Raw genomic sequence first — 16,012 nt, forward strand, 5'->3', positions numbered from 1 at the left:
AGACCGGTTGCGCGATGGAGCCGCAGGAATGCTGACCAATCCGTTCGACGACGACAAGCTGCACGAGGAATGCGGTATTTTCGGCATGTTCGGCACCCCGGACGCCGCCGCCAATACCGTGCTCGGCCTGCATGCCCTGCAGCATCGCGGGCAGGAGGCCGCCGGCATCGTCGCCTTCCACGAGGGCCGCTTCAACAGCCATCGCGCGCTCGGCCATGTAGCGCCGAACTTCTCGTCGGAAAAGGTGATCCGCGAGCTGCCCGGCGACCGCGCCATCGGCCATGTGCGCTATTCCACCTCGGGCGGCACCCTGCTGCGCAACGTGCAGCCGATCTATGCCGACCTCGCACTCGGCGGCATCGCGCTCGCCCATAACGGCAACCTGACCAATGCGCGGGCGATCCGCGACGATCTGGTCGCCAAAGGCAGCATCTTCCAGTCGACCATGGATACCGAGGTGATCACCCACCTCGTCGCGCTCAGCCGCAAGGCCACGGTGGTCGACCGTATCGTCGACGCCCTGATGCAGGTCGAGGGCGCCTATGCGCTGGTGGCGCTGACGCCGAAGAAGCTGATCGGCGTGCGCGACCCCTGGGGCGTGCGGCCGCTGGTGCTCGGCAACCTCAAGGGCGCGCCGATCCTCGCCTCCGAGACCTGTGCGCTCGACATCCTCGGCGCCGATTTCGTGCGCGACGTCGAACCCGGCGAGCTGATCGTCATCGACGAGGACGGCATCCACAGCCTACATCCCTTCCCCAAGGTGCCGCACCGTTTCTGCATCTTCGAGTACATCTACTTCGCCCGACCGGATTCCCAGGTCGAGGGCCTCAGCGTCTACGAGGCGCGCAAGCGCATCGGCGCCGAACTGGCCCGCGAGAACGGCGTCGACGCCGACGTGGTAATCCCGGTGCCCGACAGCGGCGTGCCGGCGGCGATCGGCTATGCCGCCGAGAGCGGCATCCCCTTCGAGCTCGGCATCATCCGCAATCACTATGTCGGCCGCACCTTCATCGAGCCGACCGACCAGATCCGCCATCTCGGCGTCAAGCTGAAGCACAATGCCAACCGCGCCTATATCGAGGGCAAGCGGGTCATCCTGGTCGACGATTCCATCGTGCGCGGCACCACCTCGACCAAGATCGTCGAAATGGTGCGCGATGCCGGCGCCAAGGAAGTGCATATGCGCATCGCCTCGCCGCCAACCACCCATAGCTGCTTCTACGGCGTGGATACGCCGGAACGCTCCAAGCTGCTGGCGGCGACGCATACCGTCGAGGAGATGGCCAAGTTCATCAAGGCCGACAGCCTTGCCTTCCTGACGATGGACGGTCTGTACCGCGCCATGGGCCGCCCGACGCGCGATGCGGCCAAGCCAGCTTTCTGCGATGCCTGTTTCTCCGGCGACTATCCGATCGGCCTGACCGACGAGCTCGCCCGTCCGGCGCGCGGTCCCAAGCAGCTCACCCTGCTCGCCGAATACAGCTAGCAACAACGAGACTCCGCCTATGCGTCTGAAGGACCGGATTGCGCTGATCACCGGCGCCAGCCGCGGCATCGGTGCCGCCATCGCCAAACGCTATGCCGCCGAGGGCGCCCATGTCATCTGCGTCGCCCGCACCACCGGCGCGCTGGAGGAACTCGACGACGCGATCCGGGTGCAGGGCGGCACCGCCACGCTGATCCCGCTCGACCTCGCCAAGACCGAGATGATCGATGGCCTGGCCGCGCCGCTGCTGGACCGTTTCGGCCGTATCGACATCCTGGTCGGCAATGCCGGCATGCTCGGCCAGATGACGCCGATGCACCAGTATCCGCCGGACGTATGGGAAAAGGTGTTCCGCCTCAACGTGCATGCCAACCAGCGCCTGCTGCGCGCCGTGCATCCGCTGCTGCATGCCTCGCCGTCCGGCCGCGCGATCTTCGTCACCTCCAGCGTCGGCGCCAGGCCGCGCGCCTACTGGGGCGCTTATGCCGCCTCCAAGGCCGCGCTCGATGCCATGGTGCGCACCTACGCGCAGGAAGTCGCCCAGAGCAACATCCGGGTGAATATCGTCAATCCCGGCGCCACGCGGTCGCATCTGCGCGCCCAGGCTTTCCCCGGCGAGGATTCCTCGACCCTGCCCGGGCCCGACGACATCGCCGAGGTGTTCGTCGCGCTGGCCGAAGCCGGCTGGCAGAAGAACGGGGAATGGATTTCCGCCCGCGAATTCTGCGGCATCGAGGCCTGACCCCGGCGGCCAGGTCCGGCCGGTTCCCTTCCCTCTCTCATCACCGCAAAGAAAAACCCCGAAGCCTTGCGGCTCCGGGGCGGGAGTTGGGGAACACGAGGGGTCGTCCCTCGACGCTGACACCAGCTTTATCGCATACGGACGGCCTCGCCCGCTGTGACCGCTGTCACAGGCCGGTGGCGTCACAATTCCTTCAAATCTACAGGGGTTTAGCGGCTATCCGGCCATGCTGGTCACGCTGACCGGATCCGGCTCGTGCTGCTTGACCAGCACCGCCTGGAAACCATCGGTCGGCGGGAAACGCCGTTCGAGCTGGGCGAGCGCGGCAACCTGGGTGGTCGCCTGGATCAGATAGAGTCGCCCCTTGCTCCAGCCCGCCGCGGGGTGGTTCGGCTCGTTTTCCCGCGCCCCTTCCGCCACATTGCGGATCAGGTATTCCCAGATCGGGCCGCCCGGATCGAAATTCTCAGTGGGGGTGCCGCGGAACACGAACGGCAGCGGCTCCGTGGCATGGCGCTGCTTCAGCGCCGCGGCATCCAGCTTTGCCTGTTCCAGCTTGACCTTGGTTGCCGCGATCTGCTCGGTCATCTGGCTCGCCTTGGTTTCGGCAGCCTCGATTCCGGCCCGGAAACTCTGGTTGACCGCCTCGGCATGGCGCGCCCGGTTCACCGCACGGCTCCAGGCCTCGCGGGCACGATCCGCGGCCAGCCCGGCCACCAGCATGATCAGTGCCAGGTTGGCCGCCAGCACCAGGAAGAAGGCGATGGAGCCAATATCAAACATCGGCGATCATGATTTTGCCGCGGAAGGCCTGGATCGACAGCACCGAGGCCTCCTTGGAGAACCGCTGCACGCAGAACTGCCTGGCGGTATCCTGGTTGACGTTCCACATCGCCACCCGCGCCAGCCGGTAGGCCTCGCTGTTGGTCGGCGTGGTGCCCAGCCCGCCGAACATGATGTGCTTGCGGCGCAGCAGCACTTTCACATACCAGCCCTCGCAGCCCGGCGCAGGGCGGCCGATCTCGAATACCGTGTACTTTTCCGGGTCCATCAGCGCCTTTTCGGCCTTGCGCAGTCCCTCGAACTCGCGGTGCACGTTCAGATACTCGTGCTCGACACCGGACAGTTCCTTGGCCAGCGTGTCCGTGCGCTCGCGACGGTCTTTGTAGACCTCGCGCAGGCCCTCCTGCTCCTTGACCAGGCCGGTCAGGTTGTGGCGCGAGCTGGCGACATTGGCCACCGTCCGCGAGATCGCATCGCCGCCCAGCCCGACCGCCAGAAGCAGCAGCAGGCCCGGCACCAGGGTGGTGGCAATATCGACAGCAGTCACGGCAACTAATCCATTGGGGATTGAATTCGATCTGATATTATCCGATCAGAAAGTATGAAAATACTTTAAAGACATTAATTTCTCTCCCTGTTCTCTTTTTGATTGCTTTTTGCCTTTTTGAGCAGGATCAAAGCGTTGATCCGCGAAGCCGGCTCTGCTGCCGGGATGGAAAAGATCGCCACTGCTCCGGTCGCCGCCCCGGCCACAACCCTCGCCGCCCTCGCCAGCGCTGCCGGCCCGGTGCCGCGATACACGTCGTACCCCACCGCACCGCATTTCCGGGCCGTTCCCGACGACGAGGACTGGCGCGGCTGGCTCGGTACCCTGCCCGAGGGGGCCCGCTTCGCCCTCTATGTCCATGTGCCCTACTGCCGGCAGATGTGCTGGTATTGCGGCTGCCATACCCAGGTGACCAAGACCGGCGCGACACTGCAGCATTTCACCGAGCTGCTGACCCGCGAGATCGACCTCGTCGCGCAGTATCTGCCGCCCGGCGCGCAGCTCGGCAGCCTGCATTTCGGCGGCGGCACGCCGGGCATTCTCGGCGCCGAGGGGCTGAAGCGGATTGCCGATCCCCTGTACCGCCGCTTCGCGCCGCAACGCGACGCCGAGATCGCCATCGAGCTCGATCCGCGCCATGTCGATGCCGCGCTGGTCGCCGGCCTTGCCGCGATCGGCGTCAACCGCGTCAGCCTCGGCGTGCAGAGCCTCGATCCGCAGGTGCAGGCGGCGATCAACCGGCCGCAGCCTTTCGCGCTGGTGGCGCAGGCCGCCGGACTGCTGCGCGACGCCGGCATCGATGCGCTCAACCTCGACCTGCTCTACGGCCTGCCACACCAGACCGTGCTGAACGTCGTCGAGACGGTGGAGCGCTGCCTGGCGCTGACGCCGGACCGGCTGGCGCTGTTCGGCTATGCCCATGTGCCGTGGATGAAAGCGCATCAGGCCCGCATCGACGCGGCCGCCCTGCCCGACACGCTGGCCCGCCTGGAACAGGAAGCCGCCGCGGCCAGCCAGCTTGTGGCGGCGGGCTTTCGCCGCATCGGCCTCGACCATTTCGCGCGGCCGTCCGATCCGCTGGCGATCCGCGCCGCCGCCGGTACCCTGCATCGTAATTTCCAGGGCTACACGACGGAGGTCGGCGACGTGCTGCTCGGCTTCGGCCCTTCGGCGATCAGCACCCTGCCGCAGGGCTATGCGCAGAACATTCCCTCGGTCGCGTCATGGCGGCAGGCGGTGCAGGCCGGCCGCCTGCCGGTCGCGCGCATGCGCGGCCTGTCGGCCGACGACCGCCTGCGCGGCGCCGTGATCGAGCAGCTGATGTGCAACCTGCGGGTCGACCTCGCCGCGGCCGCCGCGGCCGGCGGCAGGACGCCGGAGGTTTTTACCGCCGCGCTTGACCGCCTCGACCTGCTGCACCGGCACGGGCTGGTCGCCATCGACGGCTGGGTGGTTACCGTGCCGGAACCCGGCCGGCCGCTGCTGCGCCAGGTCTGCGCCGCCTTCGACGCCTATCTCGGCCAGCCCGTAGTCGGCGTCACACTGCCGCGTCATGCCGCGGCGTGACGCCACGGCAGGGTTGTCTTTGCCGCCGACCGCACTTTAGTTACTGGCAGCGGTATCTCCGCCGCGCTCCCCCCCGATGCAAAAAACAGATGAGACTCCCATGACATCGCTCTTCGAGCCCTACCGCCTCGGCAACATCACCCTTGCCAATCGCATCGTGATGGCGCCGCTGACCCGCAATCGCGCCGGTGCCGGCAATGTGCCGACCGACCTGATCGCCGAATACTACCGCCAGCGCGCCGGTGCCGGCCTGATCGTGGCCGAAGCCACCCAGGTCTGCCCCGAAGGCCAGGGCTACCAGTCGACGCCGGGCATCCACAGCGCCGAACAGGTCGCCGGCTGGAAGAAGGTCACCGATGCCGTGCACAAGGCCGGCGGCAGGATCTTCCTGCAGCTCTGGCATGTCGGCCGCATCTCGCATGTCTCGCTGCAGCCCGGCGGCCAGCCGCCGGTGGCGCCGTCTGCCATCCGCGCCAATGCCAAGACCTTCGTCGACGGCGCCTTCATCGATGTCTCGGCGCCCCGCGCGCTGGAGCTGAACGAACTGCCCGGCATCGTCGCGGCCTATCGCAAGGGCGCGGCCAATGCCATCGCCGCCGGCTTCGACGGCGTCGAGATCCACGGCGCCAACGGCTACCTGCTCGACCAGTTCCTGCGTGACGGCGTCAACAAGCGCACCGACGCCTATGGCGGCAGCATCGAGAACCGTGCCCGCCTGATGCTGGACGTCGCCGCAGCCGTGGTGCAGGAGATCGGTGCCGGCCGTACCGGCATTCGCCTTTCGCCGGTCACCCCGGCCGGCGATGCCAGCGACAGCAACCCGCAGCCGGTGTTCGAGTATGTGGTCGAACAGCTCGACAGGCTCGGCCTCGTCTATATCCATGCCATCGAGGGTGCCACCGGTGGCGCCCGCGACTTCGCACCCTTCGACTATGCCGCGCTGCGCAAGCGCTTCCGCAACACCTGGATCGCCAACAACGGCTACACGCTCGAGATGGCGGAGGCCGCACTGGCCGGCAAGCAGGCCGACCTGATCGCCTTCGGCCGGCCGTTCATCGCCAACCCGGATCTCGTCGAGCGACTGCGTCGCAAGGCGCCGCTGGCCGGTCTCGCCCGCGAAACCCTCTACGGTGGCGGCGCCGAGGGGTATACCGACTACCCGGTGCTCGAAGCCGCCGAATAGTCACAGCCGCCGGCCGGCAGGCCCTTCACCGGGGCCGGCCGGCGGTTGACAGGGACGGCCATACATCCGAAATAAAACCGTCACGATCCCGCGCTAATGGGAAGCAGGCAGTTTTTCAGCCGTCCGTCGCCAGATCGTTCGCGTATTCGCCATCCATGGCCATGCCCGATTCCGTGAGGCAGGCGTCCGGTTTCACAGTCCGACCGGGAGGCCGTTCCATATGGATTATTTCCGCCGTTTCAATTTCCTGATCTGGGCCCCCACCTTCGAGGCGGACGAACTGGAGGGCAACCGACTCAAGCATATCGTCAGCGAGGTCGAGCGGCTCGGCTTCGAGGTGGTGCGCGCCCGCCGCGTCGAGGATGCCGAACTCGCCATCCGCACCGATGCCGCCATCGGCTGCATGATCCTCGACTGGGGCAAGCGCGGCCCCGAGGGCAAGGCGGCCGCCCTGATCTCGCTGGTGCGCCAGCGCGGGCTGGAAATGCCCATCGTGGTTCTCGTCCGCCGCCAGCGGCTGGAGGATATCCCGGTCGACGTGATGCGCGAGGTCGACGGCTATATCTTCCTTGCCGAGGAGACCCCGCAATTCATCGCCAAGAACCTGGTCAGCCGGCTGAAGCAGTATGCCGAGACCATGAAGACGCCGTTCTTCGGCGCGCTGGTCGATTATGCCGAGGAAGGCAACCAGCTGTGGACCTGCCCCGGCCATAACGGCGGCATCTTCTATGGCCGCAGTCCGATCGGCCGCATCTTCGTCGACCATCTCGGCGAGGCGATCTTCCGCGACGACCTCGACAATTCGGTGCTGGAGCTCGGCGACCTGCTGACCCATGAGGGCCCGGCCCTGCAGGCGCAGAAGGAAGCCGCCAAGATTTTCGGCGCCGAGCGCACCTACTTCGTGCTGAACGGCACATCGGCCTCGAACAAGATCGTGCTGCAGGCGCTGGTCGCCGAGGGCGACCTCGTGCTGTTCGACCGCAACAACCACAAGGCCGCCCATCACGGCGCCCTGCTGCTCGGCCAGGGCACACCGGTCTTCCTCGAGACCGACCGCAATGCCCATGGCCTGATCGGCCCGATCGACTATGAGGCGCTGGACGAGACGGCGATCCGCGAGAAGATCCGCAACCATCCGCTGGTCACCGACAAGGAGGCCTGGAAGCGCGAACGGCCGTTCCGTGTCGCCGTGCTGCAGCAATGCACCTATGACGGCACCATCAACAACGCGAAGATGGTGATCGAGCGGATCGGCCATCTGTGCGATTACATCCTGTTCGACGAGGCCTGGGCCGGCTTCATGAAGTTCCATCCGCTCTATCGCGACCGTTTCGCCATGGGGCTGGAGGAGCTCGGCCCGGGCCAACCCGGCGTGATCGCGACGCAATCCACCCACAAGCAGCTTGCCAGCTTCTCGCAGGCTTCGCAGATCCATGTGAAGGACCGCCATATCAAGGGCCAGGACCGGCGCATCGAACATCGCCGCTTCAACGAATCCTTCCTGATCCATGCCTCGACCTCGCCCTTCTACCCCCTCTTCGCCTCGCTGGACGTCGGCGCGCAGATGATGAAGGGCCGCTCCGGCATGGTCCTGTGGGACGACACCATCCGGCTCGGCATCGAGATCCGCAAGAAGCTGCGCGCCATGCGCAGCGAATTCGCGACCAAGGAAACCGATCCGGCCCGCCAGTGGTTCTTCGACCCCTTCGTGCCCGATGTTGTCGACCGCGACGGCACCAGCACGCCGTGGGAGAACATTCCGACCGACGAACTGGCGCGCGATCCGACCTGCTGGGCATTGGAACCCGGCGCGGCCTGGCACGGCTATCGCCATGTCGCGCCCGGCTATGCGATGACCGATCCGGCCAAGCTGACCGTGCTGACGCCGGGCTTCGACCGCGCCACCGGGGCCTATGCCGCACATGGCATCCCGGCGCCGGTGGTGGCGGAATTCCTGCGCGACTATCAGGTGGTGCCGGAAAAGAACGACCTCAACTCGCTGCTGTTCCTGCTGACGCCGGGCGTCGAGTCGAGCAAGGCCGGCACGCTGCTGAGCGCGCTGGTTTCCTTCAAGCGCTTTCATGACGACAACGTGCCGCTCGACGTGGCGATGCCGGAATTCGTCGCCCGCCGGCGCCAGCGCTACAGCGGCGTGCGGCTGCGCGAGCTCTGCGCCGAGATGCATGCCTTCTATCGCGAAAATGCGGTCAGCAGCCTGCAGCGCAAGCAGTTCCGGCCCGAGCATCTGCCGGAGTCCGTCATGCTGCCCTACAAGGCCATGCAGCTGCTGACCCGCAACAAGGTCGACTACCTGCCGCTCGACCAGATCAAGGGGCGGATCGCCACCACGCTGATGCTGGTCTATCCGCCGGGCATCGCCACCATCCTGCCCGGCGAGCGGCTGGATGACCATGCCCAGCCGATGCTGGACTACCTGAAGGTCTTCGAGCGCGGCGCCAACCTGTTTCCCGGCTTCGAGAGCGAGGTGCAGGGCGTCTACCGCAAGGCCGAGGACGACGGCTCGGTGCGTTTCTACACCTATGTGGTGCGCGAGTGAGCACCGGCGCACAGGCCCCGGAACCGCGGCCGGATATCGTGATCCGGCCGTCCACCGAGCAGGACGTGCCGGCGATGCTCGACATCTACACCCATCACATCCAGCGCGGCATGGGCGACCTGGTGGTCGAGCCGGCCGATCCGGACGACATCAAGAAGCGCCGCAAGAACATGCTGCGCAAGCGGCTGCCGCATCTGGCTGCCGAATGCGACGGCCGCATCGTCGGCTATGCCTATGCGGTGCCGTTCCGCAAGCGGCCGGCCTACCGCTACACGGTGAAACATTCGATCTACATCCATCCGGATTTCGTCGGTGTCGGCATCGGCCGCCGCCTGCTGAAGGCGCTGGTCGAATCCTGTGCCGCCTCGGGCTTCCGGCAGATGATCGGCTATATCGATGCCGCCAATGCGGCCTCGATCCGCCTGCACGAGGCGGCCGGCTTCCGCGAGGTCGGCCGCCTGCCGGCGGTCGGCTTCAAGTTCGGCCACTGGACCGACAGCATCCTGATGCAATGCCCGCTCGGGCCCGGCAGCGACAGCGTGCCGGCGCCGCTGACCCGCAAGGACTGATCCGTTCAGGCCGCCGCGAAAATGCTGGCGCCGGCCTCGGCGGCGCCGACGTTGCGGCGGAACAGGCCGAACAGTTCGCGGCCCACGCCCTGGGTCCGCTGCATCGCCGGCGGCAGGCTGGCTACTTCTCGGGCCTGCAGTTCGGCCTCGGTCAGCCTGACCTCCAGCACGCCGGCTTCACCATCGAGGCGCAGGATGTCGCCGTCTTGCAGGCGCGCCAGCATGCCACCATCGAGCGCCTCGGGGGTGACATGGATCGCCGCCGGTACCTTGCCGGACGCTCCCGACATGCGGCCATCGGTGACCAGTGCCACCTTGAAGCCGCGATCCTGCAGCACGCCGAGCGGCGGGGTCAGCTTGTGCAGTTCCGGCATGCCGTTGGCCTGCGGGCCCTGGAAACGCACCACGGCAATGAAGTCGCGGTCGAGCTCGCCGCGCGCAAAGGCCGCCTGCAGGTCGGCCTGGTCGTGGAAGATGCGCACCGGCGCCTCGACGATGCGATGCTGCGGTTTCACGGCTGAAGTCTTGATCACCGCGCGGCCAAGATTGCCGCTGAGCAGCTTCAGGCCGCCATCGGCGGCGAAGGGCTCATCGACGGTGCGCAGCACGTCGCGGTCGCGGCTGGCGCCGCCGGCGGTTTTCCACACCACGCCGCCGCCTTCCTCCAGCGCCGGCACCTGGCGGTAGCGGTCGAGGCCGGGGCCGGCCACCGTCTGCACATCGCCATGCAGCAGGCCGCCGTCGAGCAGGCTGCCGATCAGCACCGCCATGCCGCCGGCGGCCTGGAAGGCATTCACATCCGCCGTGCCGTTCGGATAGATGCGGGTCAGCAGCGGGATGACGGCAGAAAGCTCGCTGAAATCCTGCCAGTTGAGCCGGATGCCGGCCGCCGCGGCCATCGCCACCAGGTGCAGGGTATGGTTGGTCGAGCCGCCGGTGGCCAGCAGGCCGATGATGCCGTTCACAAACGCGCGCTCGTCCAGCACCTGCGCCAGCGGCGTCGGTTCGCTGCCCGATGCCGCCAGCATCACGATGCGCCGGGTGGCCGCGGCGGTCAGCGCGTCGCGCAGCGGATCGCCGGGATTGACGAAACTGGCGCCCGGCAGATGCAGGCCCATGATCTCCATCAGCATCTGATTGGAATTGGCGGTGCCGTAGAAGGTGCAGGTGCCGGGCGCATGATAGGCACGCGCCTCGGCCTCCAGCAGGCCGGCACGGTCGAGCTTGCCCTCGGCGGCGAGCTGGCGCAGGCGCGCCTTTTCGCTGTTCGGCAGGCCGGACGGCATCGGCCCGCCGGGCACGAAGATCACCGGCAGATGGCCGAAGCGGGCGGCGCCGATCAGCAGGCCGGGCACGATCTTGTCGCAGACGCCGAGGCAGAGCGCGGCATCGAAGGTGTTGTGCGACAGGGCAACCGCAGTGGCCAGCGCGATGACGTCGCGGCTGAACAGCGACAGTTCCATGCCGGCCTCGCCCTGGGTGACGCCATCGCACATGGCCGGCACACCGCCGGCGACCTGGGCCACCGCGCCGGCGGCGCGCGCTGCGCGGCGGATGATCTCGGGGAAACGCTCCAGCGGCTGGTGCGCCGACAGCATGTCGTTATAGGCCGTGACAATCCCGATGCTGGGCGCCGCCTCGCCGCGCAGCGCCGCCTTGTCGTCGGCGGCACAGCCGGCGAAGGCATGGGCGAGATTGGCACAGCCGATCTTATGGCGCGGCGCACCCTGCCCGGCCGCCTGCGCCATGTCGTCGAGATAGGTGGTGCGGCTGTCGCGGCTGCGGTCGCGGATGCGGTCGGTGACGGCGGCGATGACGGGATGCAGGGGGCTGGTCATGCTTCAACTCCTCGGGACGGCCGCTTTCCCTAACGGTAGGGCCCTAACGGTAGGGCATTGCCGGGGCTGTTTCCAGCACGCCGCAAATGCGTAAACTGGCTTGTCACAGTAGCAGACCGATCCGGGGCGCCGTCATGAGCATCAGGAACAGGGCCTATATCGCCGGTGCCTTCGAGCATCCCACCCGCAAGGCCGACGACAAGTCGCTGGCCCAGCTGCATGCCGAAGTGGCCAAGGGCGCCCTGGAAGATGCCGGCCTGAGCAAGGACGACGTCGACGGCTATTTCTGCGCCGGCGACGCCCCCGGCCTCGGCCCGCTCAACATGGCCGACTACATGGGCCTGAAGCTGCGCCATGTCGATTCCACCGATACCGGCGGCTCGTCGTATCTCATCCATGTCAGCCACGCCGCACAGGCGATTGCCGCCGGCAAATGCAGCGTGGCGCTGATCACGCTGGCTGGCCGGCCGCGCGCCGAGGGCATGGCGACCGGTACGGCGCCGCGGGTGTGGAATGCCGCCGCGCCCGACGTGCCCTTCGAGCTGCCCTACGGGCCGACGGTGGCCAACATGTATGCCATGTGCGCCATGCGGCACATGCATGAGTATGGCACCACCAGCGAACAGCTCGCCTGGATCAAGGTGGCCGCCTCGCATCACGCCCAGTGGAATCCCCATGCCATGCTGCGCGATGTGGTCACGGTGGAGGATGTGGTCAACTCCCCGATGATTGCCGATCCGCTGCACCGGCTCGACTGCTGCGTGATCAGCGATGGCGGCGGCGCGCTCGTCGTGGTCGCGCCCGAGGTGATGAAAAGCCTGAACCGGCCGCGGGTGCGCATCCGTGGCGCCGGCGAGGCGCCCAAGCACCAGATGGGCGGCCAGATCGACCTGACGTATTCAGGCGCGCGCTGGTCCGGGCCGGCCGCCTTCGCCGAGGCCGGCGTGACCCCGGCCGACATCAAATACGCCTCGATCTACGACAGCTTCACCATCACCGTGCTGATGCAGCTCGAAGACCTCGGCTTCTGCGACAAGGGCCAGGGCGGCCGCTTCGTCGCCGACGGCAACCTGATCTCGGGCACCGGCAGGCTGCCGTTCAACACCGACGGCGGCGGGCTGTGCAACAACCATCCGGCCAATCGCGGCGGCATGACCAAGGTGATCGAGGCGGTGCGGCAGTTGCGCGGCGAGGCGCATCCGAAGGTGCAGGTGCCGAACTGCGACCTGGCGCTGGCCCAGGGGACCGGCGGCTCGCTCGGCACCCGGCATGGCAGCGCCACGCTGATCCTGGAACGGGAGTGACCGCCATGACCACTCTCCCCTCCAATCCCGAGACTGCGGCCTTCCGGGATGCCTGCCGCGACCACCGCCTGCTGGTGCGCAAATGCACCGCGTGCGGCAAGGTGCACTGGTATCCGCGCACGCTCTGCCCGATCTGCTTCAGCGACAAGACGGTCTGGCAGGACAGCCCCGGCACCGGCGTGATCTACAGCTACAGCGTGATGCGCCGCGTGGCCACGCCCTATGCCATCGCTTACGTGACGCTGGACGAGGGCGTATCGCTGATGACCAACATCGTCGAGGCCGACCTCGATGGCCTGCGCATCGGCCAGCGGGTCAAGGTCGCCTTCCGCGAACAGCCGGACGGCTCTGCCGTGCCGGTCTTCCGCCCGGCCGTCTGAGGCCGGCCGCCTAGGCGCTTTCCGGCGCGCGGCCGAACAGGCGCTCCAGCGCCGCGTCATCTTCCAGCAGCGGCGTCAGGCCACGGCCCTGGAAATACTGCAGGCCGAGACCGAGACCACCGGCCACGGTCGCCTCGTCCTCGCAATGGCAGAGGATGCCTTTCTGGGCCAGCAGCGCCCGGCGCTGTTCCGGCAGGGCCGCAAGCGCGGCCTGCTGCGTCGCCGCAACGGGCCCCGCAGCGTCGAATTTCAGCAGGTCCGCTCCGTCCCAGTCGGCATCGGTCAGCGCCGCCACATCGCCGGGCTGGATGCCGTCGAGGCAGAGCCGGATGCCATGGCGGCGCAGCAGGCCGACCGCCGTCTCCCGCAGCTTGCCGTCGAGCTGCCATTCGACCAGCGGGACCTCGGCGATCAGCCGGGCCACCTGTCCCGCCGGCTTGTCGCTGACCAGCCGATGAAAGGCGGTGCTGACCAGGGTCGCGAGGTGGAAGTTGACCGACAGCGGATAGTCGAGGCTGCCCTCGTCGCCGGCGATCTGGGAAATCATCCGCTGGTCGAGCAACTCCGTGGTCTTACCGAACAGCCAGATGTCATCCTGCAGCGACAGGCCGAGAGCCTGTTCCAGCGCCCTGATCGAGACCCAGGTCTCCTCGGCGAAGGCCGCGATATCGGCGCCCGGACGCATCTGCCAGATGACCTGCCGGCGGCTCAGGCTCGACAGGTCCGCCTGCCAGAGGGCGCGATTCAGGTCGATCACCCGCGTCAGCGCCTCCAGATCCGGCGGCGGCTCGTCACGCAGCGGCAGCAGGCGCTCCGACGGCGGCGGCGGCGCCTGCCCCATCAGGTCGCGGGCGGTGGCGGCGAACTGCTCGGCCTGGCTGTCGATGGCGAACAGCCGCAACCGGATGGCCCCATGCCGGTGTTCCATGAGCTGGGCGCTCAGCGCCTCCAGCCGGCTGCGCAGGCGCTGAGCGGCATCCGGCGGCGCCAGCATGACCAGGATATTGCGCGCCAGCGGCACGGCGTCGATCGGCTGGTCGGCGGTATGCTCCTCGATGAACCGGGCCATGCTGCGGAACATGATCCGGCTGTGAATGGCCGGGATCGCGGACAGGTCGACCAGGATGGCAACCTGTCCGGCATGCTGCTGTTTCAGGCGCAGGGCGAGCTGGGGCAGCGGCAGGGTTCGCGAGCTGATCGCGGCGGCCGCTTTTTTGTCGGCTTCGCTCATCTGGTATCCTCAACGACAAGGGTGACGCGGCGGTTCTGCACCCGGCTGTCCGCATCGGCGCCCCGGGCTATCGGCCGCGAATCGGCATAGCCGACCGCGCGCAGCCGTTGCGCCGGCAAACCGTTTTCCACCAAGGCCCGCACCACCGAAGCGGCCCGGCCGGCCGACAGCTCCCAGTTCGACGGGAAACGGTCGGAATGGATCGGCACGTCATCAGTGTGGCCCTCAACGGAAATCGTACCGGGCAGAGTCCGCAGCATCGCGGCCAGCCGTCGGATCATCTGGTCACCACCCGGCTGGATGTCGATCTGGCCCGAGGGAAACAGCAGCCGGTCGCGGATCTGCAGGCTGACGCGGCGCTCCTCCACCTGCAGAATCACCTGGCCATCGAGATTGTTCTGCTGCAGGGCGGCAACCCAGCGGTCGACCAGGCCGCGGGTCTGCGGCGTGATCGAGACATTCTCCGGCAACGGACGTACAGCCTGCGCCGGCTGCGGCACCGCGGAAATCGCCGGTGCCGCATCGGCAAAATCCCGGCGCGGCATCTGTCCGGTCTCGATCTGCAGCACGTTCACTACCGTCGGCCGCGTCTTCTTGTCGATCCACAGCATGCCCACCAGCGTGAGGAACACGATCATCAGCAGGGTGACCATGTCCATGTAGCTGACGACCCAGTCTTCCGACTCCTCTCCGGCCCCTGCTTCATGGGGCACGTCTGCCATCGCCATCATGCGCCGCACCGCCTCGCCGCCCTTGCGGTTTTCTGGCGCCCGGCGAATCGGGATCGGCCGGTCAGACATTGTAGATCTCGTCGCGAGTTTCGTTGATGAAGGCCTGCATGGCATCGGTGACCACGGTCGGCGAGCGGCCGAGCGAGACCAGCATGATGCCTTCCAGCAGGATATTCAGGGTCGCCACGCGGCGCTGGGTGCGCTGCTCGATCTTGATCGCGATCGGCTTGAAGATCAGGTTCGACAGCACCACGCCATACAGGGTGGCCAGCATGGCCACAGCCATGCCGCTGCCGACCCGGGCGATGTCGCCGGTGCCGAGTTCGCGCAGCATCGCCACCATGCCGGCCAGCGTGCCGAGCAGGCCGAAACCCGGCGCCAGCGCGGCGAGCGTGCGGAAAAACCGCGCCTGCGCGCTCTCCACCTCCGCCATCTTGCGGATACGCCAGTTCATGATGTGCATCAGGTCGTCCATCGGCGTGCCGTCGACGACGAGTTGCAGGCCCAGCCGCAGGAAGGGGCTGGCAATGCGAGCCGTCCGCGCCTCGGCGGCGTGGATGTTCTTCTGCGCCAGAAGGCGCGATACCTCGATCAGTTCGGCAATTTCCGCCCGCATGCCCGGATCGGCGCGGAAAATGGCACCGAAGGCGCGCAGGGCGGCCAGCAGCTCGCGCCCCTGGAAGGCGATCAGCGCGGCCACCACGACACCGCCGAAGACGATCACGAAACCGGTCAGATTCAGGTAGCGCAGCATGTCGCCTTCGCTGGCCAGCACGAACCACAGCAGCGACACCGCGCCGACCAGGCCGACCACCGTGACGACGTTGATGCGCATGCCGCTGCGGGCCACTGGCCGCCCGGCGCCAGGGTTGCGATCAGCCATGGGACAGCCTGCCCCGCCCCGTCAGGGGGACGCGGAATCTGCAACCACAGAGAAGTCCCTTATCCCGTCCGGCTGGGGATCGGACGAAATTACCCGACATGGTGGTACTGCTTTCCCTGAACTCCCGAAAATACCGTAATCGCCACATATCAGGCATGCAGCCTGCGGGCTGACGGCGGCACCGGGATACTGCACAACCTGTGCAAGATTGA

At 67.4% G+C, this 16,012-nt stretch carries 14 protein-coding genes; 8 read left to right on the forward strand and 6 right to left on the reverse strand.

Annotated features, from left to right (window positions below):
* Positions 1 to 28: 28 nt before the first annotated feature.
* Both purF and ACFOOQ_RS22235 read left to right on the forward strand, forming a co-directional pair.
* A complete protein-coding gene (purF, locus tag ACFOOQ_RS22230) occupies positions 29 to 1,486 on the forward strand; it encodes an amidophosphoribosyltransferase (protein ID WP_379729904.1) in 1,458 nt (485 codons plus the stop codon).
* Between the two features lie 19 nt (positions 1,487 to 1,505).
* On the forward strand, positions 1,506 to 2,228 hold the full coding sequence (locus ACFOOQ_RS22235) for an SDR family NAD(P)-dependent oxidoreductase (protein ID WP_379729905.1): 723 nt from the start codon (positions 1,506 to 1,508) through the stop codon (positions 2,226 to 2,228).
* A gap of 216 nt (positions 2,229 to 2,444) precedes the next feature.
* Here the strand turns inward: ACFOOQ_RS22235 and ACFOOQ_RS22240 are convergent, their stop codons facing one another.
* Together ACFOOQ_RS22240 and ACFOOQ_RS22245 are read right to left on the reverse strand one after the other, a co-directional pair.
* Positions 2,445 to 3,011 carry a hypothetical protein gene (locus ACFOOQ_RS22240; RefSeq protein ID WP_379729907.1) on the reverse strand — a complete coding sequence of 189 codons (567 nt, stop codon included), beginning with the start codon at positions 3,009 to 3,011 and terminating at the stop codon, positions 2,445 to 2,447.
* Positions 3,004 to 3,558, reverse strand: a complete 555-nt coding sequence (locus ACFOOQ_RS22245) for a hypothetical protein (protein WP_379729908.1) — start codon at positions 3,556 to 3,558, stop codon at positions 3,004 to 3,006. Before ACFOOQ_RS22245 ends, ACFOOQ_RS22240 begins: the two co-directional genes overlap by 8 nt.
* Before the next feature lie 135 nt (positions 3,559 to 3,693).
* Here ACFOOQ_RS22245 and hemN point away from each other — a divergent pair, with 135 nt between their 5' ends.
* From hemN to ACFOOQ_RS22265, 4 genes are all read left to right on the forward strand, one after another.
* Complete coding sequence (gene hemN / locus ACFOOQ_RS22250) at positions 3,694 to 5,124, forward strand: oxygen-independent coproporphyrinogen III oxidase (protein ID WP_379729909.1); 1,431 nt, start codon at positions 3,694 to 3,696, stop codon at positions 5,122 to 5,124.
* 100 nt (positions 5,125 to 5,224) lie between these two features.
* A complete protein-coding gene (locus ACFOOQ_RS22255) occupies positions 5,225 to 6,307 on the forward strand; it encodes an alkene reductase (protein ID WP_379729910.1) in 1,083 nt (360 codons plus the stop codon).
* 220 nt (positions 6,308 to 6,527) lie between these two features.
* Positions 6,528 to 8,864, forward strand: coding sequence for an Orn/Lys/Arg family decarboxylase (locus ACFOOQ_RS22260; protein WP_379729911.1), 2,337 nt, complete (start codon positions 6,528 to 6,530; stop codon positions 8,862 to 8,864).
* Complete coding sequence (locus ACFOOQ_RS22265) at positions 8,861 to 9,433, forward strand: GNAT family N-acetyltransferase (protein WP_379729912.1); 573 nt, start codon at positions 8,861 to 8,863, stop codon at positions 9,431 to 9,433. The genes ACFOOQ_RS22260 and ACFOOQ_RS22265 overlap by 4 nt, the downstream gene beginning before the upstream one ends.
* Positions 9,434 to 9,438: 5 nt before the next feature.
* On the opposite strand, the gene edd is transcribed toward ACFOOQ_RS22265, so the two are convergent.
* Positions 9,439 to 11,271, reverse strand: coding sequence for a phosphogluconate dehydratase (edd, locus tag ACFOOQ_RS22270; RefSeq protein WP_379729913.1), 1,833 nt, complete (start codon positions 11,269 to 11,271; stop codon positions 9,439 to 9,441).
* A gap of 134 nt (positions 11,272 to 11,405) precedes the next feature.
* Here edd and ACFOOQ_RS22275 point away from each other — a divergent pair, with 134 nt between their 5' ends.
* Complete coding sequence (locus ACFOOQ_RS22275) at positions 11,406 to 12,575, forward strand: thiolase domain-containing protein (RefSeq protein WP_379729914.1); 1,170 nt, start codon at positions 11,406 to 11,408, stop codon at positions 12,573 to 12,575.
* 5 nt (positions 12,576 to 12,580) lie between these two features.
* Positions 12,581 to 12,955, forward strand: a complete 375-nt coding sequence (locus ACFOOQ_RS22280) for a Zn-ribbon domain-containing OB-fold protein (RefSeq protein WP_379729915.1) — start codon at positions 12,581 to 12,583, stop codon at positions 12,953 to 12,955.
* 10 nt (positions 12,956 to 12,965) lie between these two features.
* Here ACFOOQ_RS22280 and ACFOOQ_RS22285 read toward each other — a convergent pair whose 3' ends face one another.
* From ACFOOQ_RS22285 to ACFOOQ_RS22295, 3 genes are read right to left on the reverse strand one after another with little or no spacing between them, the layout of a single operon-like run.
* Positions 12,966 to 14,186, reverse strand: a complete 1,221-nt coding sequence (locus tag ACFOOQ_RS22285; RefSeq protein WP_379729916.1) for a hypothetical protein — start codon at positions 14,184 to 14,186, stop codon at positions 12,966 to 12,968.
* A complete protein-coding gene (locus ACFOOQ_RS22290) occupies positions 14,183 to 14,986 on the reverse strand; it encodes an OmpA/MotB family protein (protein WP_379729917.1) in 804 nt (267 codons plus the stop codon). The genes ACFOOQ_RS22285 and ACFOOQ_RS22290 overlap by 4 nt, the downstream gene beginning before the upstream one ends.
* A complete protein-coding gene (locus ACFOOQ_RS22295; RefSeq protein WP_379729918.1) occupies positions 14,979 to 15,800 on the reverse strand; it encodes a motility protein A in 822 nt (273 codons plus the stop codon). The genes ACFOOQ_RS22290 and ACFOOQ_RS22295 overlap by 8 nt, the downstream gene beginning before the upstream one ends.
* Positions 15,801 to 16,012: the final 212 nt, after the last annotated feature.

The organism is Ferrovibrio xuzhouensis, from assembly GCF_042648965.1.
GTDB classification, from domain to species: Bacteria; Pseudomonadota; Alphaproteobacteria; order Ferrovibrionales; family Ferrovibrionaceae; genus Ferrovibrio; species Ferrovibrio xuzhouensis.